At 67.4% G+C, this 19175-nt stretch carries 21 protein-coding genes; 13 read left to right on the top strand and 8 right to left on the bottom strand.

Annotated features, from left to right (window positions below):
- Window positions 1-220: 220 nt before the first annotated feature.
- Complete coding sequence (locus tag AB0M45_RS02630; RefSeq protein WP_364322129.1) at window positions 221-424, bottom strand: hypothetical protein; 204 nt, start codon at window positions 422-424, stop codon at window positions 221-223.
- A 471-nt stretch (window positions 425-895) separates the two neighbouring features.
- Between AB0M45_RS02630 and AB0M45_RS02625 the strand changes: the two genes are divergently transcribed.
- Genes AB0M45_RS02625 through AB0M45_RS02615 form a run of 3 tightly spaced genes read left to right on the top strand, consistent with a single transcriptional unit; the run spans window position 896 to window position 2602 of the window.
- Window positions 896-1261, top strand: a complete 366-nt coding sequence (locus tag AB0M45_RS02625) for a hypothetical protein (protein ID WP_364322127.1) — start codon at window positions 896-898, stop codon at window positions 1259-1261.
- Entirely contained in the window at window positions 1242-1763 is a 522-nt protein-coding gene (locus AB0M45_RS02620; protein WP_364322125.1) for a DUF6879 family protein, read from the top strand. The genes AB0M45_RS02625 and AB0M45_RS02620 overlap by 20 nt, the downstream gene beginning before the upstream one ends.
- Window positions 1721-2602 (top strand): helix-turn-helix transcriptional regulator, encoded by an 882-nt coding sequence (locus tag AB0M45_RS02615; RefSeq protein WP_364322123.1) that lies wholly within the window; start codon window positions 1721-1723, stop codon window positions 2600-2602. Before AB0M45_RS02620 ends, AB0M45_RS02615 begins: the two co-directional genes overlap by 43 nt.
- A gap of 207 nt (window positions 2603-2809) precedes the next feature.
- On the opposite strand, the gene AB0M45_RS02610 is transcribed toward AB0M45_RS02615, so the two are convergent.
- Window positions 2810-3721: a RecB family exonuclease gene (locus AB0M45_RS02610; RefSeq protein WP_364322121.1), complete on the bottom strand. Its 912-nt coding sequence runs from the start codon at window positions 3719-3721 to the stop codon at window positions 2810-2812.
- 75 nt (window positions 3722-3796) lie between these two features.
- On the opposite strand from AB0M45_RS02610, the gene AB0M45_RS02605 reads away from it, so the two are divergent.
- Window positions 3797-4630 (top strand): tRNA (adenine-N1)-methyltransferase, encoded by an 834-nt coding sequence (locus tag AB0M45_RS02605; protein ID WP_364322119.1) that lies wholly within the window; start codon window positions 3797-3799, stop codon window positions 4628-4630.
- 50 nt (window positions 4631-4680) lie between these two features.
- Here the strand turns inward: AB0M45_RS02605 and AB0M45_RS02600 are convergent, their stop codons facing one another.
- Window positions 4681-5196 carry a hypothetical protein gene (locus AB0M45_RS02600; protein WP_364322117.1) on the bottom strand — a complete coding sequence of 172 codons (516 nt, stop codon included), beginning with the start codon at window positions 5194-5196 and terminating at the stop codon, window positions 4681-4683.
- 178 nt (window positions 5197-5374) lie between these two features.
- Between AB0M45_RS02600 and arc the strand changes: the two genes are divergently transcribed.
- Window positions 5375-7135, top strand: coding sequence for a proteasome ATPase (arc, locus tag AB0M45_RS02595; RefSeq protein ID WP_067475854.1), 1761 nt, complete (start codon window positions 5375-5377; stop codon window positions 7133-7135).
- A gap of 104 nt (window positions 7136-7239) precedes the next feature.
- Here the strand turns inward: arc and AB0M45_RS02590 are convergent, their stop codons facing one another.
- Entirely contained in the window at window positions 7240-8256 is a 1017-nt protein-coding gene (locus AB0M45_RS02590; protein WP_364322115.1) for an RNA polymerase subunit sigma-70, read from the bottom strand.
- 107 nt (window positions 8257-8363) lie between these two features.
- Between AB0M45_RS02590 and AB0M45_RS02585 the strand changes: the two genes are divergently transcribed.
- Genes AB0M45_RS02585 through AB0M45_RS02575 form a run of 3 tightly spaced genes read left to right on the top strand, consistent with a single transcriptional unit; the run spans window position 8364 to window position 10918 of the window.
- The gene (locus tag AB0M45_RS02585) at window positions 8364-8729 is read left to right on the top strand and encodes a nuclear transport factor 2 family protein (RefSeq protein ID WP_364322113.1); all 366 of its coding nucleotides are present in this window, start codon (window positions 8364-8366) and stop codon (window positions 8727-8729) included.
- Between the two features lie 37 nt (window positions 8730-8766).
- Complete coding sequence (locus AB0M45_RS02580; protein ID WP_364322111.1) at window positions 8767-9402, top strand: TetR/AcrR family transcriptional regulator; 636 nt, start codon at window positions 8767-8769, stop codon at window positions 9400-9402.
- On the top strand, window positions 9395-10918 hold the full coding sequence (locus tag AB0M45_RS02575; RefSeq protein WP_364322109.1) for a glycosyltransferase family 39 protein: 1524 nt from the start codon (window positions 9395-9397) through the stop codon (window positions 10916-10918). The genes AB0M45_RS02580 and AB0M45_RS02575 overlap by 8 nt, the downstream gene beginning before the upstream one ends.
- A gap of 9 nt (window positions 10919-10927) precedes the next feature.
- Here the strand turns inward: AB0M45_RS02575 and AB0M45_RS02570 are convergent, their stop codons facing one another.
- Window positions 10928-12928, bottom strand: a complete 2001-nt coding sequence (locus AB0M45_RS02570) for an acyltransferase family protein (RefSeq protein WP_364322568.1) — start codon at window positions 12926-12928, stop codon at window positions 10928-10930.
- A 309-nt stretch (window positions 12929-13237) separates the two neighbouring features.
- Between AB0M45_RS02570 and AB0M45_RS02565 the strand changes: the two genes are divergently transcribed.
- Window positions 13238-13720: a TrkA C-terminal domain-containing protein gene (locus AB0M45_RS02565; RefSeq protein ID WP_364322107.1), complete on the top strand. Its 483-nt coding sequence runs from the start codon at window positions 13238-13240 to the stop codon at window positions 13718-13720.
- A 6-nt stretch (window positions 13721-13726) separates the two neighbouring features.
- A complete protein-coding gene (locus tag AB0M45_RS02560) occupies window positions 13727-14983 on the top strand; it encodes a cation:proton antiporter (protein WP_364322105.1) in 1257 nt (418 codons plus the stop codon).
- A gap of 321 nt (window positions 14984-15304) precedes the next feature.
- Here the strand turns inward: AB0M45_RS02560 and AB0M45_RS02555 are convergent, their stop codons facing one another.
- Window positions 15305-16033 (bottom strand): peptidylprolyl isomerase, encoded by a 729-nt coding sequence (locus tag AB0M45_RS02555; protein WP_364322103.1) that lies wholly within the window; start codon window positions 16031-16033, stop codon window positions 15305-15307.
- Window positions 16034-16260: 227 nt separating this feature from the next.
- Entirely contained in the window at window positions 16261-16773 is a 513-nt protein-coding gene (locus AB0M45_RS02550) for a nitroreductase/quinone reductase family protein (protein ID WP_364322101.1), read from the bottom strand.
- A 105-nt stretch (window positions 16774-16878) separates the two neighbouring features.
- On the opposite strand from AB0M45_RS02550, the gene AB0M45_RS02545 reads away from it, so the two are divergent.
- A complete protein-coding gene (locus tag AB0M45_RS02545) occupies window positions 16879-17247 on the top strand; it encodes an arsenate reductase family protein (protein ID WP_364322099.1) in 369 nt (122 codons plus the stop codon).
- 124 nt (window positions 17248-17371) lie between these two features.
- On the top strand, window positions 17372-18052 hold the full coding sequence (locus AB0M45_RS02540) for a TIGR00266 family protein (protein ID WP_364322097.1): 681 nt from the start codon (window positions 17372-17374) through the stop codon (window positions 18050-18052).
- Here the strand turns inward: AB0M45_RS02540 and AB0M45_RS02535 are convergent, their stop codons facing one another.
- Entirely contained in the window at window positions 18053-18646 is a 594-nt protein-coding gene (locus AB0M45_RS02535) for an NUDIX domain-containing protein (RefSeq protein ID WP_364322095.1), read from the bottom strand.
- 53 nt (window positions 18647-18699) lie between these two features.
- Here AB0M45_RS02535 and AB0M45_RS02530 point away from each other — a divergent pair, with 53 nt between their 5' ends.
- Window positions 18700-19080 (top strand): nitroreductase family deazaflavin-dependent oxidoreductase, encoded by a 381-nt coding sequence (locus AB0M45_RS02530; RefSeq protein ID WP_364322093.1) that lies wholly within the window; start codon window positions 18700-18702, stop codon window positions 19078-19080.
- Window positions 19081-19175 lie beyond the last annotated feature (95 nt).

Raw genomic sequence — 19175 nt, 5'->3', positions numbered from 1 at the left:
TTCCGGCGGTGTCCTCGGTAGACCGGGCGACGGACCTCCGACTGGCCTCGCGTGGTAATCGACCAGTGGTCCCTGTGGTTGCAGCAGACGAGACCCCTCCGGCTCATGCGGTTCAACGCCTTGCGCACCGCCGCTCCGGAAAGACCGGTTCGGGCGCGCAGGTCGTCGAATGCCATCGACTTTTGCGGAAGCACGCTCAGCACGATTACCTCGGTGAGGGTCAGCACTCGAACCGTCCGATTGCCTCGGTGTCCACGACACCGGTCGGGGCAACGTCGATAACAGGCACGCCGAGAGTGCGTGCGACTGTGATGTCTTCGAGTTCGCCATAGGCGCGGATCGCGACGGGCCACCCGTCCGGACCGACGACAGACCATGTGCCGTCGTCGGATTGCATGAAGCCGAGGGGCTCGCCACCAGTCATCGGACGGCCCTCGCGGGAGTGACGCGTCCGGCGGCGATCAAGACGTCCAGAGCGGCGCGTTTGGCATCGCAAGTGTCTGTGTCGCAGTCGATTAAGCGCTGCATCACCCAGTGGGCCTCGTCAGGGCGGTAGGGCGTGTCCGGCGCCGCGTGGCACCCGCCTAGGCGCCCGATGATGGCAGGTAGGCCGAAGAAGATCGACCAAAGCATGAAAGCTACTGCTGCGACGACAATTAGGGCCTTTGCGTATTCGGGCATCGTGCACCCCCTGGCGCGTGTGTGCTCTGCTGGGATGGCAGCACCCGACGCCGGGGGCTCCGTGATCGGCACCGGCATCACCCCGACGTCGGGTGCTGCGTTCGACGGTAAGAAGCCGTGAGCACGCACGTCTAGCTTCATGCTCTAGCATGCTCAGTATCCACATTAGCTGTGCAAGAATGGGATTGGGCAGCGATCATGGCCAGTGTGGAGCATGAACACGCTTGAACCGATTGGAGGCCAAACCATGCGGTTATATTTCCTCGGCAGAGGCGGCACAGAGGGCGGCGGCTGCCCGTCGTTGTTCGTCACCGACAGAGGTACCTATGTCGTGCAGGGATGGACGACGGACACACCGGGAATCATCGAGATACCACACTTGTTACTCGGCTTCGCTCTACCGGACACGTTCATTGGTGCCACCATGACCGACACCGGCCGGGGGACCTTCGTTCTGTCCGGCGCACCGGTTATGGACCTTGAAGCGCTGGCACAGATGGACATCTACCCCGACGAGACGGCTATCGAGGTGGCCAAGCTGGAAAGGACGTTCTACGGCAATGCTGCTAGCACAGGGTGAGGCATTCAACGACCTGTTCCGAGACGCCAAGCGGGAAGCCTTTCACCTGGAGGTAAAAGACAACTACTACCCCGCCGACTACCCGCCTCTTCAGCGTTTCCTGAACCACGAACCCGAGGACTACGAGTGGTTCCAACCGTGGCTGAAGCACGTCCGGGAGACGGTCGGCCGAGGCGTAGCGGTCAGTCGGGCGCGGGTAGTCACCGTGCCGCATAACGACTACACCCGGTATGCGAAACACGTTGCCCGCCTCAATGCGGAGGCAGGCGAAGACGTGCGGTATCTTCCGCGCCACCTGATCAGCCCCGATGAGTTGACGACCGACGATTTCTGGATATTCGATGACGAAGTAGTCGCGTTTACCGTATTCGAGCCCGGCAAGCGTGGGCGCTGGCTTGGCGGTGCGGTGACGACGGATCCGAAGATCGTTGACTATATCCGTACGGTGAAAGAACGGGTGTGGTCGCTGGCCGTGCCGTTGTCGGAATACAGCGAGCCGTGACGAGCTCTTTGGACCAGGCAAAGGAAGCTCTCGGGGCACGGCTCCGGGAGCTTCGCCAAGATGCGGGCTTGACCGGCACCGAGCTTGCCCGCCGCGCGGGCTGGCATCAAACCAAGGTGTCGAAAATCGAATACGGGAGGACCAAACCCACCGACGCCGATATACGAATCTGGTGTGCCCACACCGACGCTGAAAGTCAGCTACCCGACCTGATAGCTACCCTCCGCAATATCGAGGCTGCATGGCTCGAATGGAGGCGCGTACTCGGCACCGGCACCAAGCGACGACAAGAAGCCTCAATCAGGCTGGAAGCCGAAACCGAGGTAATGCGGGTGTACCACCCGTTCCTGATACCGGGCTTACTTCAGACAGCGGAGTACGCCGAGGGCGTGCTACGAAGCGTTGTCGAATTCCAGCAAGTACCGAACGACGTTGATGAAGGCGTATCCAAGCGGATGGAACGGCAACAGGTTTTGTATCGCCGTGACCACCGATTCCACTTCGTCATAGCTGCGCAAGCCCTACATACCACGGTCGGCAATGACCAGACCATGATCGGACAACTGGACCGGCTCTTGGCCGTGGCCGGTATGCCCAGAGTCGTTCTCGGGATCGTTCCGGCTGAAGCGCCGTACCGAGTGTCGATGACGAACTTCACGATATTCGACAACGACAGGGTCATGGTCGAAACCGTGACGGCTGAGCTGACCATCACCCAACCACGAGAGATAGCCCTGTACGGCCGAGCCTTCGACATCCTGGCGAAGCAGGCGGTGACCGGCCAACAGGCGCGCGAGCTGATCTCCGCGGCACTCGACATGCGAGCCGCGTCCGCCTGACCTGCCACGCGTTCGTGGTCGAAGACCGGCCCCAGTTGCTCGGGCAACGTCAGCGTGATTTCGGTCAGTCAGGAACCACACTCAGGCGACTTTCCGCCCGCCGCAACGGCATCCAGCCATGCAAGAGCCCCGTCCAGCCCTGTTCCCGACCATGGCTGGCGCTCTGGCGTCGGTGCCGTACTTTCAGCGTTGAACGGCATCCAGCGCTCAGTCGGAGACAGCCTCGGCCAGCGTCTCGTCCGGTGACTCGGCGGCCCCGCCGGTCGGCCAGCCGGGGTAGGGCGGCGGTGTGCCGCCGAATTCCGGGCACAGCGGTTTGTAGTCGCAGTAGGAGCACAGCCAGCTGGTGTTCGGCTGGAAGTCTCCCGTGCGCCCCGCCTCCAGGATGGCCGCCCACAGGGCCGACAGTGTGCGCTCGAAGCGCAGCAGCTCCTGCTCGTCGGGGGTGTAGGTGAGGATCTGTTCGTCGGCCAGATAGATCAGCCGCAGCTGGGCGGGCACCAGGCCTCGGGTGCGCAGCACCACCAGCGCGTAGAACTTCAGCTGGAACAGTGCCTTGGTCTCCTGCAAGGGCCCCGGCGCCCGGCCGGTCTTATAGTCCACGACGCGCAGCGCACCGTTCGGGGCGACGTCGATCCGGTCGACGAACCCGCGCAGCAGCGCGCCGTCGTCGAGTTCGACCTCCACGTGCGCCTCGCGCGATTCCGGATCGAACCGGGTCGGATCCTCCAGCCGGTAGTAGCGCCCCACCAGCGCGCGCACCTCGTCGAGGAACGCGTCGAGCTCCTCGTCGACGATCAGCTCGGCGACCTCGGGCTGCTCGGTGCGCACCCGCGCCCACGCCGCGGGCACCAGCGCGTCGGCCCGTTCGGGCAGGCGCTCGGCCGCGGGCAGCCCGTAGAGGTCCTCCAGCACCGCGTGCACCACCGTGCCACGCACCGCGTGCCGCGAGGGCGGCTCCGGGATCCGATCGATCGCACGGAACCGGTACTTCAGCGGGCACTGCTTGAAATCCATTGCCCGGGAAGGCGACAGCGCGGGCCTGGCACGCCTCGCCGTCGCCTCGGGCCCGGACGTCTGCGCGTCGTCGGCAGGGGGCGTGGACACGGGCGAGCACATACCTGGCAGGCTATCCCGCGGCACCGACACGCCGGTGCGCGACAGCACGGATTCGAACCAGGGGAACGGAGATTCATGACGGCCAGACGGACCGGGCCATTCAGCGTCGGTGACCGGGTGCAGCTGACCGATGCCAAAGGGCGCCTGTACACGGTGGTCCTGGAGCCGGGCAAGGAGTTCCACACCCATCGTGGCGGCATCAAGCACGATAGCCTGATCGGTGCCGACGAGGGCAGTGTGGTGCACTCCACCAACGGCACGCCGTATCTGGCGCTGCGTCCCCTGCTGATCGACTATGTGCTGTCCATGCCGCGCGGCGCCGCGGTGATCTACCCCAAGGACGCCGCGCAGATCGTGCACGAGGGCGACATGTTCCCCGGCGCCCGCGTGCTCGAGGCCGGTGCGGGTTCGGGCGCGCTCACCTGCTCGCTGTTGCGCGCGGTCGGGCCCCAGGGCGAGGTGATCTCCTACGAGATTCGCGCCGACCACGCCGAACATGCCGTCCGCAATGTGGAGACGTTCTTCGGCGAACGCCCGGCTAACTGGTCGCTGACGGTCGGCGACGTGGCCGACTACGCCGGGGAGCCGGTCGACCGCGCGGTGCTGGACATGCTCGCGCCATGGGAGGCGCTGCCCGCGGTGTCCAAGGCACTCGTGCCGGGCGGCGTGCTGATCGTCTACGTGGCTACCGTCACTCAGCTGTCGAAGGTGGTGGAGGCGCTGCGCGAGCAGGAGTGCTGGACCGAGCCCCGCTCCTGGGAGTCACTGGTGCGGCCGTGGCATGTGGTCGGCCTCGCGGTGCGTCCGGAACACCGCATGCAAGGCCACACCGCCTTCCTCGTCAGCGCCCGCAGGCTGGCCGAGGGCACCGTCACCCCCAAGCCGCAACGCAGGCCCTCGAAGGGGTGAACGCGGCCGGGCGGGCGAGCCCGGGTCGCCCGCCGTCGGGTGCGCCCGGCTCAGGCCGGAACGCAGGGCGCCTGTGCGAAGCCGAGCAGCAGGCAGCCGCTCGCGTCCGACAGCTTCCAGGTTCCGTCGACGTTTTCCCATGTCAGCGGCACGGCAGGCGCGGAGCCGTGCGGGGAGGTGATAGTCACCTGCGCGTTCGCGGTGTTGCCCTGGGTGGTGATGTCGGCGACCGTGAAGGTGAGCTTGTAGCCTTGCAGGCCCGCGTTCATCCGGTCGATGTTCGAGGCGCGCTGCTCGCCGTTGACGATCAGCTTCGTCTTCTCGGCGGTGGGCACGGTCGGGTCGGCGAGCGCGGCCAGTACCGCCTGCAGCGTCTCGGCGGTCGGCGCGCCCGCCGCATGGTCGCCGTGGCCGTGGGTACTCGACGTCGCGGTGGCCGACGCCGCCGAGGTGGTCGTGGCGGCGGAGTCGTCGTCGGACCCGCAGGCCGCCAGACCGCAGGAAATGGCCAGCGCGGCCGCGGCGGCGGCAACGGAAACGCGCAGAGTTCTGGCGGGAAGGAGCATGGTCAGCAACCTTTCGGCTAGGTGGCGAGCAGGTTCGCCACGGTCTGGTTAGGGCAGGCTAACATGGTGGTCCGGCGGCCGATCGCGGCCCAGATGTGATCACGAAGAAACCATGTCGGAAAGCGAGAACGGGTCGCGCCCGGTAGCGTTGATAGACCGGGACTGGGAGGAGCAGCACATGAGCCCCATCGAGAATTCGGATTCGGCGGCCTGGAGAGAACTCGAGGCAGTACGCGCCGAGGCGGCTGCACTCCGAAGGCAACTCGCCGATTCGCCGGATCGCACACGGGAATTGGAAGCCCGCATCGATTCGCTGACCATTCGCAACACGAAGCTGATGGACACACTCAAGGAAGCGCGCCAGCAGTTGGTCGCGCTGCGTGAGGAGGTCGATCGGCTGGGTCAGCCGCCGAGCGGATACGGCATTCTGATCGGTGTGTACGACGATCAGACGGTCGACGTGTTCACTTCGGGTCGCAAGATGCGGTTGACGTGTTCGCCGAATATCGAGACATCGACGCTCGAGTACGGCCAGACCGTCCGCCTCAACGAGGCGCTCACGGTCGTCGAGGCCGGGCACTACGACGCGGTCGGCGAGATCGGAACCCTACGGGAGATCCTCGACGACGGACGTCGCGCCTTGGTCGTCGGCCACGCCGACGAAGAGCGCGTGGTGTGGCTGGCGGGTCCGTTGGCCAACATCGCCGAGCTCGACGACCTGGAAGACCCCGATTCCCCGATTCGCAAACTGCGCCCCGGCGACTCGCTCCTGGTGGACACGAAGGCCGGTTTCGCGTTCGAGCGCATCCCCAAGGCCGAGGTCGAGGATCTCGTGCTGGAAGAGGTCCCGGATGTCGACTACAGCGACATCGGTGGCTTGGGCAGGCAGATCGAGCAGATCCGCGACGCGGTGGAGCTGCCGTTCCTGCACAAGGATCTGTTCCGTGAGTACGCGCTGCGTCCGCCGAAGGGCGTGCTGCTCTACGGTCCGCCCGGCTGCGGTAAGACGCTCATCGCCAAGGCGGTGGCGAACTCGCTGGCCAAGAAGATCGCCGAGGCACGCGGTGAGGACGCCAAGGAAGCCAAGTCGTTCTTCCTCAACATCAAGGGCCCCGAGCTGCTGAACAAGTTCGTCGGCGAGACCGAGCGGCACATCCGGATCATCTTCCAGCGGGCCAGGGAGAAGGCGTCCGAGGGCACTCCGGTGATCGTGTTCTTCGACGAGATGGACTCGATCTTCCGCACCCGCGGTTCCGGCGTCTCCTCGGACGTGGAGACCACGGTGGTACCGCAGCTGCTGTCGGAGATCGACGGCGTCGAGGGCCTGGAGAACGTCATCGTGATCGGCGCCTCCAACCGCGAGGACATGATCGATCCGGCCATTCTGCGACCGGGCCGCCTGGACGTGAAGATCAAGATCGAGCGTCCGGACGCGGAGTCGGCGCAGGACATCTTCTCGAAGTACCTCACCGAGCACCTCCCGCTGCACGACGACGATCTCGCGGAGTTCGGCGGCGACAAGGCGCTGTGCATCGCCGCGATGATCGAGCGGGTCGTCGACCGGATGTACGCCGAGAGCGAGGACAACCGCTTCCTGGAGGTCACCTACGCCAACGGTGACAAGGAGGTCCTGTACTTCAAGGACTTCAACTCCGGCGCCATGATCCAGAACATCGTGGACCGCTCCAAGAAGTACGCCATCAAGGCGGTGCTCGACACCGGCAATCCCGGCCTGCGCATCCAGCATCTCTACGATTCGATCGTGGACGAGTTCTCCGAGAACGAGGACCTGCCCAACACCACGAATCCCGATGACTGGGCCCGCATCTCGGGCAAGAAGGGCGAGCGGATCGTCTACATCCGCACACTGGTCACCGGCAAGAACGCCAGCGCCAGCCGCGCGATCGATACGGAGTCGAATACGGGCCAGTACTTGTAGGAGAAGGGCGAGCGGATCGTCTACATCCGGCTGCGTGTGATTTACAACCGAGGGCCGCGTCTCCGCTGGAGGCGCGGCCCTCGGCATTCGGGAGTGGGCCGGCCTCACCCACGCGGCGAGGTCGGCAGCTGACCGGGGAGCCCGAACCTCGGGTAGAGATCGTCGAGATGGAAGCGGGTGATCGCACCGATCCGGTCGCCCGCGAGCGTCAGCACGATCAGCCCGGCCGGAGTCGCCACCGGTCGCGCCGGGTCGTCTAGGTAGGCGCCGAAGGCTGGCTGGGTGTTGGCCCGGACAGGTACCAGGTGAACCCGGCGCTCGCCGCGGTAGGCGATGGACGTGCCCAAGAACGCGGCGATCGCGGCTGGACCGCGGTACTCGTGCGGTGCGGGCGGCATGGACAGCCAAGCATCGTCGGTGAGGAGCGTGACCACGCCGTGGACGTCGCCCGCGATATAGGCCGCGGCGAAGCGCCGTGCGAGGTCGAGTTCGGTTGGCGCGGGTGGCCGCCGGTCGAGACGACCACGGTGCCGGTCCAGCGTCGCCCGTGCGCGTTGCAAGCTGCCCTTGACCACGGTGGGTGTGCTGTCGAGGAGTTCGGCCACCTCGGCAAGAGGGAAACCGAGTACGTCGCGCAGCACCAGGGTGGCCGCTTGGCGCGGCGGTAGCCGCTGCAACCCCGCGACGAAGGCCAGTTCGACGGCTTCGGCGGCCTGATACCGGGCTTCGGGGCCCGGCTCGGGATCGGCGACGTCCAGCCTGCCGTCCGGGTAGGGCTGCAACCAGCGGAGCTCACCCCACCGGGTGGGCGCGGGCGGCGAAAAGGGCGGCGTCGGCTCGGGTGGCCGCCGCCGACGGGCATCCCGCTGCGCGTTGAGGCAGCGGTTGGTGGCAATGCGGTACAGCCAGGTGCGCACCGAGGAGCGCTGCTGGAACCCTGCCAGGCCCCGCCACGCCGCCAAGAGGGTCTCCTGGACCATGTCCTCGGCATCGGTCACAGAGCCCAGCAGGCGATAACAGTGCAGCTCCAGCTCGCTCCGGTATGGATCGACGAGGGCGCGAAAAGCCTGCTCGTCGCCGGCGCGCGCCTGGTCCAGCGGGGTTTGTCGCACATCGCTCATCGTGTCACGCCGCGATTTTTTCATGCGGTGCGTTCCGTCCCGCTCGCAGGTGGTGTCAGTACGAACAGCACGGTCTCGAACCGATGCATCTACCGAAAGGAAATACCATGTCGTACCCCACCGGCAGTGTCGCTCTGCAGACCTCGCTGGCGTTCTATCACGCCTGGACCGGACACGACTTCGACAAGGCGATGACGTATCTCGCCGACGACATCATCTGCGATGCGCCCTCGGGGCGGTTGGAAGGGGCCGCGGCATTCCGCGGCTTCCTCGAACCGTTCCGCCGGGATCTGCTGACCGACGCGACATTGCTGGCGTCGTTCGGCGACGAACGCACCGCGCTGCTGATGTATGACACCGCGACCGTTCCGGTCCCGAGCGCTCCTGCCGCCGAATGCCACACCGTCGTCGATGGCCGGATCACCCACATCCGGATCATCTTCGATCGCGCGCCATTCGACGCCGCACGCTAGAGCCGCAGCTGTTGGCCGCCCGTGCTAAAATTTGGCCATGCGGCCAGAAAATGAGCCGGGCGGTCAGCGCAGGTCGTTCATCGAAGAGGCGCGGCGTCGGCAGATCATCGCCGCGGCGGTGGAGGTGATCTCCGAGGTCGGATACGGCAACGCGTCGCTGGCGCGGATCGCCGAGCACGCAGGAATTTCCAAGGGCGTCATCTCCTACCACTTCGCTGGGAAAGACGATCTGATGACGCAGCTGGTGATCCAGCTGTACGTCTCGGCGGCGGAGTACATCGCACCGCGGGTGGGAGCGGCCGTCGGCGCGCGCGCCCAGCTGTTGGCCTACCTCGAATCGAATCTGGGCTTCATCGCCGCGAACACCACGTACGTGGCCGCGCTCGTCGACGTCGTGACCAATCTGCGTGACGCGGACGGCAATCCGAGGTTCGCGTCCGCCGATGGGGAGCGCGACATCATCGTGCCGCTCGTCGACATCCTCACCGAAGGTCAGCGCGCGGGCGAGTTCGGGCAATTCGATCCTCTGCTGATGGCCAAGTCGATTCGCGACGCCATTGACGGCGCTGCCGGGCGCGCGGTTCGGGAACCGGATTTCGCGCTTGCCGCGTATTCGGCGCATGTGTGCACGTTGTTCGACATGGCGACGCGGAAGGCGGGCAATGATGACTGAGGTACTGGATGCCGAACGCAGCCGGACGGCTTCGGGGACGCCGCTGCCGCCTTTCGCGCTCGGCGGCGTCGGCGCGGTAGCGGCGCTTGCCGCGCTGGCGCTGCTGGTCTCGATCGGGCGGTACGGATTCTTCGGCGACGAGCTGTATTTCGTCGCCGCCGGACGTAGGCTCGCGGTCAGCTACGCCGACCAGGGGCCGCTGGTACCCGCGATCGCCCGGGTGATGGATCTGCTCGCCCCGGATTCCCTGGTGGCGTTGCGGCTTCCGGCCGTACTGATCACCGTGGCCGCGGTGGTGGTGACGGCTCAGATCGCCCGGGAGTTCGGCGGCACCCGCCCCGCGCAGGTGCTGGCCGCCGCGGCGTACGCCACCTCGCCGTTTTTGCTGGTGCAGGGCGACCAGCTGGCCACCAACACGATCGACACCGCGTTGTGGGTGGTGGTCAGCTGGCTGGTGATCCGCTGGGTCCGGACCCGCCGCGACGGGCTGCTGCTGGCGGCGGCAGTGGTCACCGCGGTGGACATGCAGGTCAAGTGGCTGATTCCGTTCTTCTGGATCGCGATCGCGATCGGTGTCGCGGTCTACGGACCGCGTGAGCTGCTGCGCCGCCCGGCCCTGTGGTGGGGCGCGGGTATGGTCGCGCTGGCCACGGTGCCCAGCCTGGTCTGGCAGGCGGCGCACGGGTGGCCGCAGCTGCGTCTCGGGGGAGTGGTCGCCGCGGAACAGGCCACCATCGGCGGCCGCTATGTCTGGTTGCCGCTGGCGTTGGCGTCGGCGGGATTGCTCGGCGGCCTATTGCTGATCTATGCGGTGTGGACGCTGTTTCGAGCCGAATCCTGGCGTACCTACCGGTTTCTCGGGCTGCTGCCGCTGGTGTTGATCGCGGTCTTCGTGGCGACCAACGGACGCCCGTACTACGCGGCGGGCTGCTATGGCGCGCTGATCGCTGTGGGCGCGGTGCGCTGGACGGAGAACTGGAGCCGTACGCGTGGGATAGTCACCGTCGCGCTCGTCGCGCTGTCCACGGCACTGGTGGTGTTCATGCTGCCTTTGCGCCCGGAGTCCGAGATCGAGTCGGTGGACACCCAGGCCAAGGCGGGCTTGGAGATCGCGGTCTACGGACGTTTCGGCTGGTCGGAACTCGCGGCGGAGACGGCCGCCGCCTACCGGGCGCTGCCCGAACCGGAACGCGCGTCGGCCGTGGTGGTCGCCGATTCGTATTGGCAGGCAAGCGCTCTGGATGTGCACCGCACGGCCTACGGCCTGCCCGCCGTCTACAGCCCGAACCGCGGTTTCGGCTACTTCGGCACCCCACCGGACGACGCGACCACGGTGCTGTGGGTGGGTGGCACCGAGGCGGATGTGCGCGCGCACTGTGCCGAGGTGACCTCGATCGGACGCGTCGACGCCCGGCTCGGATTCCCCGGCGTCACTCGCGATGTCACCCTCTGGCGCTGCGCGCAACCGCGCACGCCATGGTCGCAGGCGTGGCCGGACATGCTCCGGCTGAACTGACCGCCCGCATCACCACCAGCCGAGGACCGGCGACAATCGCCTGCCGAGCTCCGGAGCGAGCGATCGCGAGTAGCTGGCCGTGAGGTGGTGCTCGTCGTGATAGATCAAGATGTTGCCTTCGGCGACCGCGCACACCTCGTGCTCGCAGACCGCGTCGGACAGGTCCAACAGGAATACGTTGGGGAACGAGGCGGCGAACTCCAGGGCCGGATTGACCTCGTCCAGCGCCGCCGTGCGTGGCATGCCGCAGCTGATCCGGTCGCCCTGCTGGGCGAGGCAATCGATCGCCCGGTACCGCACGCCGTCGCGGCGTAGCCACGGAGTGTCGCGAATGGCCAGCACGTTGAGCCCGCGCTCGGCCAATTGCGACCACACGTCCAGATAGTCCGCCGGGGTTTCGTCGCCGACACCGTCGCGTGGGCGGGTAGCGGTGGTGAACACCCAGTCCGGCCGGTCGGCCCCCAAGCGGTCGATCACCTCGGCGGACCAGTCGCGGCAGTCCGGGATGGCTTCGCCCTTGTACCTCGGTTCCGCCGCCGCGGTCAGCGGGCAGCCCATCTTCAGATAGACCTCGACGCGGAAGCCGTGCTTGCGGGCCAGCACATCAAGGGCGGGCACCCAGTGTTCGGCGTGTGAGCTGCCCACCACCGCCACGGTGCGGTGCGCGTCCACGTCTCCGTAGGTACAGGTGATGACGTCGCGGGTGTCCCAGTCGGCGATGCAGCCGTCGCGCGCCGGGTAGGCGAAGTCCGCGGGAGCTTCGTATACGGTCGGACGCATCCGAACTGGGGGCGCGCTCGCTCCATTGACCAGCGCTTCCGCTCCGGGATAGTGCGTCGGGTCGAGAAGGGCCACCGCCTCTGGCGGATTGATCCGGGTCACCACCTGCTGACCCACCGAGACCGTGAGGACGGTGAGGCCGAGCGCGGTGACGAGCCGGCCGGTTCGGCTGGTGCGAACGGGTGTCCGGTCGGCCGATCGCATCCGCAGCGGCTCCTCGACGAACCTGTTCGTCAGGTAGGCGAGCAGCAGCGACGCCGCGACGACGCCGAGTCCGCCGACGAGTCCCACGGTGGCGGTTCCGGTCCGCGTGAGAACGCAGATGAGGATCGGCCAGTGCCACAGATACAGCGCGTAGGCCAGCGCTCCGAGCCGCACGGCGCCGGGCGCGCCGAGCAGACGGTTGGGCAGCGGACGCGCGCCGGCGGGCAGGTTGCTGCCCGCCACGATCAGCGCCGATGCGGCGCCCACCGGAACCAGTGCCGCCGGACCGGGAAACCGGTCGGCGCCATCGATCAGCCAGCCGCAGGTCGACACCGCGACCACGCCGAGCACGGCCGCGGCCACGCGCACCGGCCGCGGGGGCGACAGCCAGGGCGCCGCGACCGCCAGCAGTGCCCCGGCCAGCAGCTCCCAAGTCCGCGCGAAACTGTCGTAGTAGTTCCAGCCCTGGTGCACCGCGGTGCCGTGCGCTGCGTACACGAAGGAGGCCACCGCGCCCGTCGCGAGGACGATCGCCAGAACCGGCCGCAGCGCGACAGGACCCAGGAAACGCCTGCACAGCCGCGCCGCGAGCGCCACACCCAGCAAGGCGGCCAGGTAGAACTGCGTCTGCACCGCCATCGACCACAAATGTTGCAGCGGGCTCACGGACGGATCGGCGGCCAGGTAGTCCGACCAGGACAGCGCCAGATACCAGTTCTGGTAGTACAGCAGCGACGCCAGCGTTTGCGCGGCGATCTCGCCCCACTGGGTGAACGGCCGTAGCAGAATCGTCGCCGCGACGACAGCGGCGAGCACGGTCACCAGGGCCGGTAGCAACCTGCGGGCAAGCCTGCGCGCGCTGCGCAGGACCGCGACCGTGCCGGTGGATTCCGCGCCGCGCAGCAGCGAGCCGGTGAAGAAGAACCCGGACAGCACCAGGAAGACGTCCACCCCGCCCGAGACCCGGCCGAACCAGACGTGGAACGCCACCACCAGCGCGATCGCCACCCCGCGCAGCCCGTCCAGGTCGTGCCGGTAGCCACTGTCCTTCTCGCGCGCCGGCGGTGCCGCCGCGACGACGAGCGCACCCGGTCGCCGCAACCGGTTCACCACACGGGCGACCGTCACAGGACTCGCATGCTGCGGCCGGATCGGATGCCGGAAGTGACGGCTCGGCGACGAGCGAATGTACGGGGCACGCCATTTCTCTTATCACGCGCGGTAAACCACGGTCCATCAAGCGGGTTGGAGTGTCGTACGGAAACGGCGGTATCGATACGGACAATTCAGTCACCTGCTGTCTTGGCTGCTACCCGTGGTCGATAGGGTGGAGTGGTGAACGTTGAGGTGACGCCCCTTCCCGGCATCGGTGTGCGCAAGGAGTTTCCGCTGGCCAACACGCGGCGCCGGATAGGGGTGATCGATCATCGTGACGGCACGATGGACCTGATCGTGAGCAAGGTCGACAACCCCGACGAGACCGAACAGATACCGTTGTCCGCGAAAGAGGCCGCCGTGCTGGCCAACCTGCTCGGTGCGCCGCAACTGGTCGAGCAGCTACGCGAAGAGCACCGCCAGTTCACCGGCCTGACCACGCGCCAGATGTCCATTCCGGATCGCTCCCGCTACGACGGGCGCAGGCTGGGTGAGACCCAGATGCGCACGCGGACAAAAGCATCCATCGTCGCGGTGGTGCGCGGCGGTCAGCCGATTCCGTCGCCGGGACCGGACTTCACCTTCACCGCCGGTGACGTGCTCGTCGTCGTCGGCACCGTGGAGGGCCTGGATGCCGCCGCCAAGATCCTGACGGACGGCTGAGCGGCGATGGTGGCGCACGAGACCGCACTCGCACTGATCCAGCTGGGCGCGGTGTTCTTCGGCCTCGGACTGCTCGGCCGGATCGCCGCGCGCATCGGCATGTCGCCGATCCCGCTTTACCTCATCGGCGGGCTGGTGTTCGGCACCGGCGGCTTGGTCGAGCTGCGGCAGGTCGACGACTTCATCCACCTGGCCAGCGAAATCGGCGTCGTCCTGCTGCTTCTGCTGCTCGGCTTGGAATACAGTGCGGCGGAACTGGTCACCGGTATGCGCCGATCGTGGGCCGCGGGCGTCATGGACATCGTGCTCAATGCCACACCGGGCGTGCTGGTCGCCCTCGCGCTCGGTTGGGGTTTCACCGGCGCGATTGCGATGGCGGGCGTCACGTATATCTCGTCCTCGGGCATCGTCGCGAAAGTGCTCAACGATCTGGGCAGGCTCGGTAACCGCGAGACACCGGTGGTGCTGTCCATCCTGGTGTTCGAAGACCTGGTGATGGCCGGGTATCTGCCGGTGCTCACGGCCGTGCTGGCCGGTGTCGGTTTCCTCGCCGGGCTGCAGACGTTGAGCATCGCCCTGATCGCCGTCACGGTGGTGCTGATCGTCGCGTTACGCTACGGCCGCTACGTCTCCGCGATCGTCGACAGTGACGTTCGCGAGATCTTCCTGTTGAAGCTGTTGGGCTCCGCGCTGCTGGTGGCCGGAGCGGCCTCCGCGGTCCAGGTGTCCGCGGCGGTGGGTGCGTTCCTGCTGGGCATCGCGATCTCGGACTCGACCGCACACAACGCCACGAAGGTGCTGGAACCGCTGCGTGATCTGTTCGCGGCGCTGTTCTTCGTGCTGTTCGGATTGAGCACCGATCCGGCGACCATACCGCCGGTGCTCGGCTGGGCGTGCCTGCTGGCGTTCGTCACGACGGCGAGCAAGGTCGCCACCGGATGGTGGGCGGCCAAGCGCGCCGGTGCGGGCCGCTACGGCCGGGCGCGCGCGGGCACCGCTCTGGTCGCCCATGGTGAGTTCTCGATCGTCATTGCGGGTCTCGCCGTCTCGTCGGGCGCCGTTCCCGGCGAGTTCGCCGCCCTGGCCACCACCTACGTGCTGCTGATGGCGGTTCTCGGCCCGATCGCCAGCCGAATCGTCGAGCCGGTTCTCGCGATGGTGGTCCGGCGCCGCACGGTGTCTGCTGACCGACACCTTCCGCCGGATACCCGTCCGGTTCCGATGTCCGATTCGTTCAAGACCCCCGGCGGACAGGAGAGTTGACTCGACTCGGCAGATAGTCGGTCGACAGTTCGGAGGTTCCGCCGTGCAGGCGCGGGCATCCCGCTCGACCGGGTCGACGGTTCGCCGATCAGCCTCGGGTGGTTCGTCGGCAGCCGCGCGGAGGTGGACAAGGCTTTGGAGATCGCACACGGCAGGCGGGAGCATCGTGCATTCGGCGAGGCAGCGGCCGAGGGGCATCTACGCGGGCTACTTCGCGGACCCGGACGGCCATCTCTGGAGGTCGTGTATTTCGAGGACCGCAAGAGCTGATCCCCGCAGGACAGCGCGGTGGCGGTACCGCACCGCCACCGCGCCGGGCGCTCAGTTGCGCACAGCCACAACCGAATTCAGCACGACATCGACAGCGGGTGCGCCGTCGCCCGAACGGTCCTTGACACCCGCGGCGGCGATGGACGTGAGCACGTCCATCCCTGCGGTGACCCGTCCGAACGGGGTGTAGTCGGGCGGCAGCTGACTGTCGCGGTAGACCACGAAGAACTGGCTGCCGTTGGTGGCGGGGCCCGCATTCGCCATCGCGACAGTGCCCGCCGGGTACGTGGCGCCCGCCAAATTCTCGTCGGGGAAGCTATAGCCGGGGCCGCCCATACCGGTCGCCGTCGGGTCACCGCACTGCAGGACGTAGATGCCCTCGGTGGTGATCCGGTGACACTTCGTGTGGTCGAAATACTGCTCACCGGCAAGGAAGACGAACGAGTTGACCGTGCGCGGAGCGCGCGCCGCGTCCAGCGCGATGGTCACGGTGCCGCACGTGGTGGCCAGCGTCGCCGTGTATCCGGCGTTGGAATCGATGGCGAGGCCGGGCTCGGCGGGCCACTGCTTGCCGTTGGGCTGACCCGCGACCGGAGCGGCGCAGGTGGTAGGCGCTTGCTCCCGTGCAGGTCCCGGGTTCGCCGAGACGCCGCCCGCCGTGAACACCGCCACCGTCGCGCCGACCGCCAAGATGCCGATAACCCGCAGCGAGCGCCACGGTAAGCGACGGCGCCCCGCGCGCCGACCGTTGACGAGTTGTCGCGCCTGGACTTTGCTCACCGCTGGAAATCTCCTTCATTCGGGATACGCACCGGACGATGCAGCGCGAATCATTCCATTTCGCCCCGCACGGCGTGGGCGTACGGCCCGATTACCCACCACGCGAGGCGGGCACACATCGGTCTGCGGCCGGGCTCAGACCCTGCGGATGCGGCCTTTGCCGCCGCTGACCACGACGGCGGGCGAACTGCGTGATGGCCTGGCGGTCGTCGACGAGGTGGTAGTGCTCAACGCGGGGTCAGCTCGACCACGACGCCGCCCTGCTGCCAGGTCTGGTAGATGTCGGCCTTCGACGGTGTGCCATCGGCGGCGAAGCCGATCCCGTTGAACTTCGCGTTCTGCGGGTTGTCCCGGGCGACGATCTCGTAGAGCCGCAGCACGTCGGCTTCGTCGGTGTGGACCACGGGGTCGAACGCGCGCGGCTTGCCGCCGAACGATGCCCGCACGGGGTCGCCCGCGCGCAGATTCTTGACCCACGGGCGCAGGGCGGTTCCGATCAGCAGGGTGTCGCCGTGCTTGGTGTAGGCCAACGGCACGTCGTAGACCGTGCCCGACTTACGCCCGACGACGTGCAAGATCATCAGCCGTGTACCGACGACGCCGGCGACGCCCGGCACGCGCAGCAGGGTCCGCACGATCCGGTTGACCACCTTCTGGTAGGACCGGATGGGTTCGGGACCGGATGTGGTCGGTGTGCCGTAAGGGTTTTCGGACGAATCGGGAACAGATGCCTCGCTCATGCACCCAGTATCGAAGCACGCACCGCGGTACGCCCCCGTACGGCCGAGATCCGCCTGCACCGTGGTCCGTACTATCGCCGTCAGCACCCTCGGTACCCTGCCTGTATGACTTCCGGGCATACCGAGATCTGGCACAACCCGCGGTGCAGCAAGAGCCGCAACGCCACGGCGTTCCTGGACGATGCCGGTGTCGACTACACCGTGCGGAAGTACCTGGATCAGCCGCCGACCGCCGCCGAACTCCGAGAGGTGTTGCGGCGGTTGGGCGCCGAACCATGGGACATCACCCGCACCGGCGAACAGATCACCAAGGACCTCGGCATGGCGAGCTGGGGACGCACCGCCGCGGACCGGGACCGGTGGATCGAGGCGCTCGTCGAACATCCGAACCTGATCCAGCGCCCGATCGTGCTCACCGTCGACGGCGCGGCGGTGGTCGCGCGCGACGAAGCCGCGCTGCGCGACCTGCTCTGACGAGCACCCATCCCGGCGTCCGTATTCGCGAGCCGATCCAGCCGAGATCGCGTAGCGGTGTCCGCTGTATGGAGCGGATCCGGCCCACCCTACGGTTCCGGCTCTGCGGGTAGGGTCGGCGGGCATGAAGGTACAACTGCGCCACAGCCCCGCCTCGACCGTCGCGCGGTGCTTTCTCGCCGGGGGCGAACCGATGCGCGTCGAGAGCGGCGCCATGGTCGCCCATTCGGCGGGAGTCACGTTGCAGGCCAAGGCCGAAGGCGGCATCCTGGCCGGGTTGAAGCGGTCGATGCTGGCCGGCGAATCGTTCTTCGTCTCGACGTTCACCGCGCCGCCGGAGGGCGGCTGGGTCGACGTTGCACCCGCGCTACCCGGCGACATGCTGAACCTGCAGATCACCCAGGAGCGGCCGTTCTTCATCAGCCGCGGCGGCTGGATCGCCAATTCCTCCGGCGTGCAGGTGGAGGGCAAATGGGGTGGCTTCGCGAACCTCTTCGGCGGCGAGGGCGGTTTCGGTCTGCGCGCGCACGGTGCGGGAGAGGTTGTCGTCGGCGTGTTCGGCGCGATCGATGTGATCGATCTGCAGCCGGGCGAGCCGATCACGATCGACACCGGTCATGTGGTCGCCTACGACTTGGCGATGAATTTCACCATCCGGCGGGCGGTTTCAGGCCGTTCGATCCAGTCGCTGAAGTCCGGCGAAGGATTCGTGTTCGACTTCACCGGTCCCGGCCGGGTGCTGCTGCAGACCCGCAACCCCGGCGCGTTCGCCGCTTGGGCGGGATCGGTCGCCTCGTCCAGCTGATCATGGTGGGTGCCCCGCCGCGTCCTCCGGTCGCCGTGCGGCGAGCAGGTCGGGGATCAGCAGCCGGGTGTCGGGGACGAACGGCCAATCCTGGTCGGCCAGATGCGCGCGCAGCTCGGCGTCGGTCCACCACCAGCCCTCGGCGATCTCGTCGGGTTGGTGCCGGACCGGCCCGTCGTAGCGCAGTTCGTACGCGAACAGATGGCAGCGCATCGGCCGGTCGTCCCACTCGCCGTCCCAGGTGGTGGTTGCCAGTGGGGCGAGTTCTTCGGGCTCGGGCGTGACGCCCAATTCCTCGGCCAGTTCGCGCAGGGCGGTGTCGCGCGGTGATTCGCCCGGCGCGACCACCCCGCCCGCCAGGCAGTCGTGCATACCCGCGAACACCAGTTTGGTGTCGGTGCGGCGGTGCACGTAGACCCGTGTGCCGTCGCGCGAACGCAGCAGCACACCGGCACTGGCATGCCACAATCCGTCGCGGTAGACGGTAGTGCGCTCCGCGGCGCCGATCGGGTTGCCCGCCGGGTCGTAGACCGCGATCGGCTCGATGCGCGGGTCTCCGGTGTACGGCGAGTCACGATGCGGCGGAGCGGACATTGATCGAGAGTAACGTGAACACCGCACGCCACCCTGAGAGAGGATCGCCGCCCATGGTGCTTCCGCACGCACTGGCGAATTTCAACCGGCATGTCACCAACCCGACCACGGGCCTGGTCGCGGGCCGGGCGCCTGGCTTCGGCATCGTGCTACACAAAGGCAGGAAGTCCGGGCGGTCCTATCGGACTCCGGTGATGGTCTTCGACCAGGACGGCGCCTACCGCATCGCGCTGACGTACGGGCGAAACGTCGACTGGGTCAAGAACATTCGCGCCGCGGGTGGATTCGCGCTGGAGACCCGCGGACAGGTCGTCGAGCTGACCGACCCGGTGGTTCGGCACGACCGGTCCGCGAGCTGGGCGCCGCTGGGTGTCCGGCAGGTCCTGAAGACCATCTCGGCCGAGTACTACGTCGAGGCCCGCGCGGCCGACTGAACCCGACCTGGTTCCGTGCGCCGCCGCGGTCTGACGGTGGCTGGGCAAAAACAGCGAGCCGGTTCCTCCGAACCGAGCAGCGGCAATTCGCTGTC

The organism is Nocardia sp. NPDC051787, from assembly GCF_040681325.1.
GTDB lineage: Bacteria > Actinomycetota > Actinomycetes > Mycobacteriales > Mycobacteriaceae > Nocardia.
This window is presented reverse-complemented; position numbering and strand designations above follow the sequence as displayed.

Bases quoted from the DNA above. Each gene is read 5' to 3' on its own strand.
- AB0M45_RS02630 (WP_364322129.1), bottom strand. From the start codon at position 424: ATGACTGGTGGCGAGCCCCTCGGCTTCATGCAATCCGACGACGGCACA.
- AB0M45_RS02625 (WP_364322127.1), top strand. From the start codon at position 896: ATGAACACGCTTGAACCGATTGGAGGCCAAACCATGCGGTTATATTTC.
- AB0M45_RS02620 (WP_364322125.1), top strand. From the start codon at position 1,242: ATGCTGCTAGCACAGGGTGAGGCATTCAACGACCTGTTCCGAGACGCC.
- AB0M45_RS02610 (WP_364322121.1), bottom strand. From the start codon at position 3,721: ATGTGCTCGCCCGTGTCCACGCCCCCTGCCGACGACGCGCAGACGTCC.
- AB0M45_RS02605 (WP_364322119.1), top strand. From the start codon at position 3,797: ATGACGGCCAGACGGACCGGGCCATTCAGCGTCGGTGACCGGGTGCAG.
- AB0M45_RS02600 (WP_364322117.1), bottom strand. From the start codon at position 5,196: ATGCTCCTTCCCGCCAGAACTCTGCGCGTTTCCGTTGCCGCCGCCGCG.
- arc (WP_067475854.1), top strand. From the start codon at position 5,375: ATGAGCCCCATCGAGAATTCGGATTCGGCGGCCTGGAGAGAACTCGAG.
- AB0M45_RS02590 (WP_364322115.1), bottom strand. From the start codon at position 8,256: ATGAGCGATGTGCGACAAACCCCGCTGGACCAGGCGCGCGCCGGCGAC.
- AB0M45_RS02585 (WP_364322113.1), top strand. From the start codon at position 8,364: ATGTCGTACCCCACCGGCAGTGTCGCTCTGCAGACCTCGCTGGCGTTC.
- AB0M45_RS02580 (WP_364322111.1), top strand. From the start codon at position 8,767: ATGCGGCCAGAAAATGAGCCGGGCGGTCAGCGCAGGTCGTTCATCGAA.
- AB0M45_RS02575 (WP_364322109.1), top strand. From the start codon at position 9,395: ATGACTGAGGTACTGGATGCCGAACGCAGCCGGACGGCTTCGGGGACG.
- AB0M45_RS02560 (WP_364322105.1), top strand. From the start codon at position 13,727: ATGGTGGCGCACGAGACCGCACTCGCACTGATCCAGCTGGGCGCGGTG.
- AB0M45_RS02550 (WP_364322101.1), bottom strand. From the start codon at position 16,773: ATGAGCGAGGCATCTGTTCCCGATTCGTCCGAAAACCCTTACGGCACA.
- AB0M45_RS02545 (WP_364322099.1), top strand. From the start codon at position 16,879: ATGACTTCCGGGCATACCGAGATCTGGCACAACCCGCGGTGCAGCAAG.
- AB0M45_RS02540 (WP_364322097.1), top strand. From the start codon at position 17,372: ATGAAGGTACAACTGCGCCACAGCCCCGCCTCGACCGTCGCGCGGTGC.
- AB0M45_RS02535 (WP_364322095.1), bottom strand. From the start codon at position 18,646: ATGTCCGCTCCGCCGCATCGTGACTCGCCGTACACCGGAGACCCGCGC.
- AB0M45_RS02530 (WP_364322093.1), top strand. From the start codon at position 18,700: ATGGTGCTTCCGCACGCACTGGCGAATTTCAACCGGCATGTCACCAAC.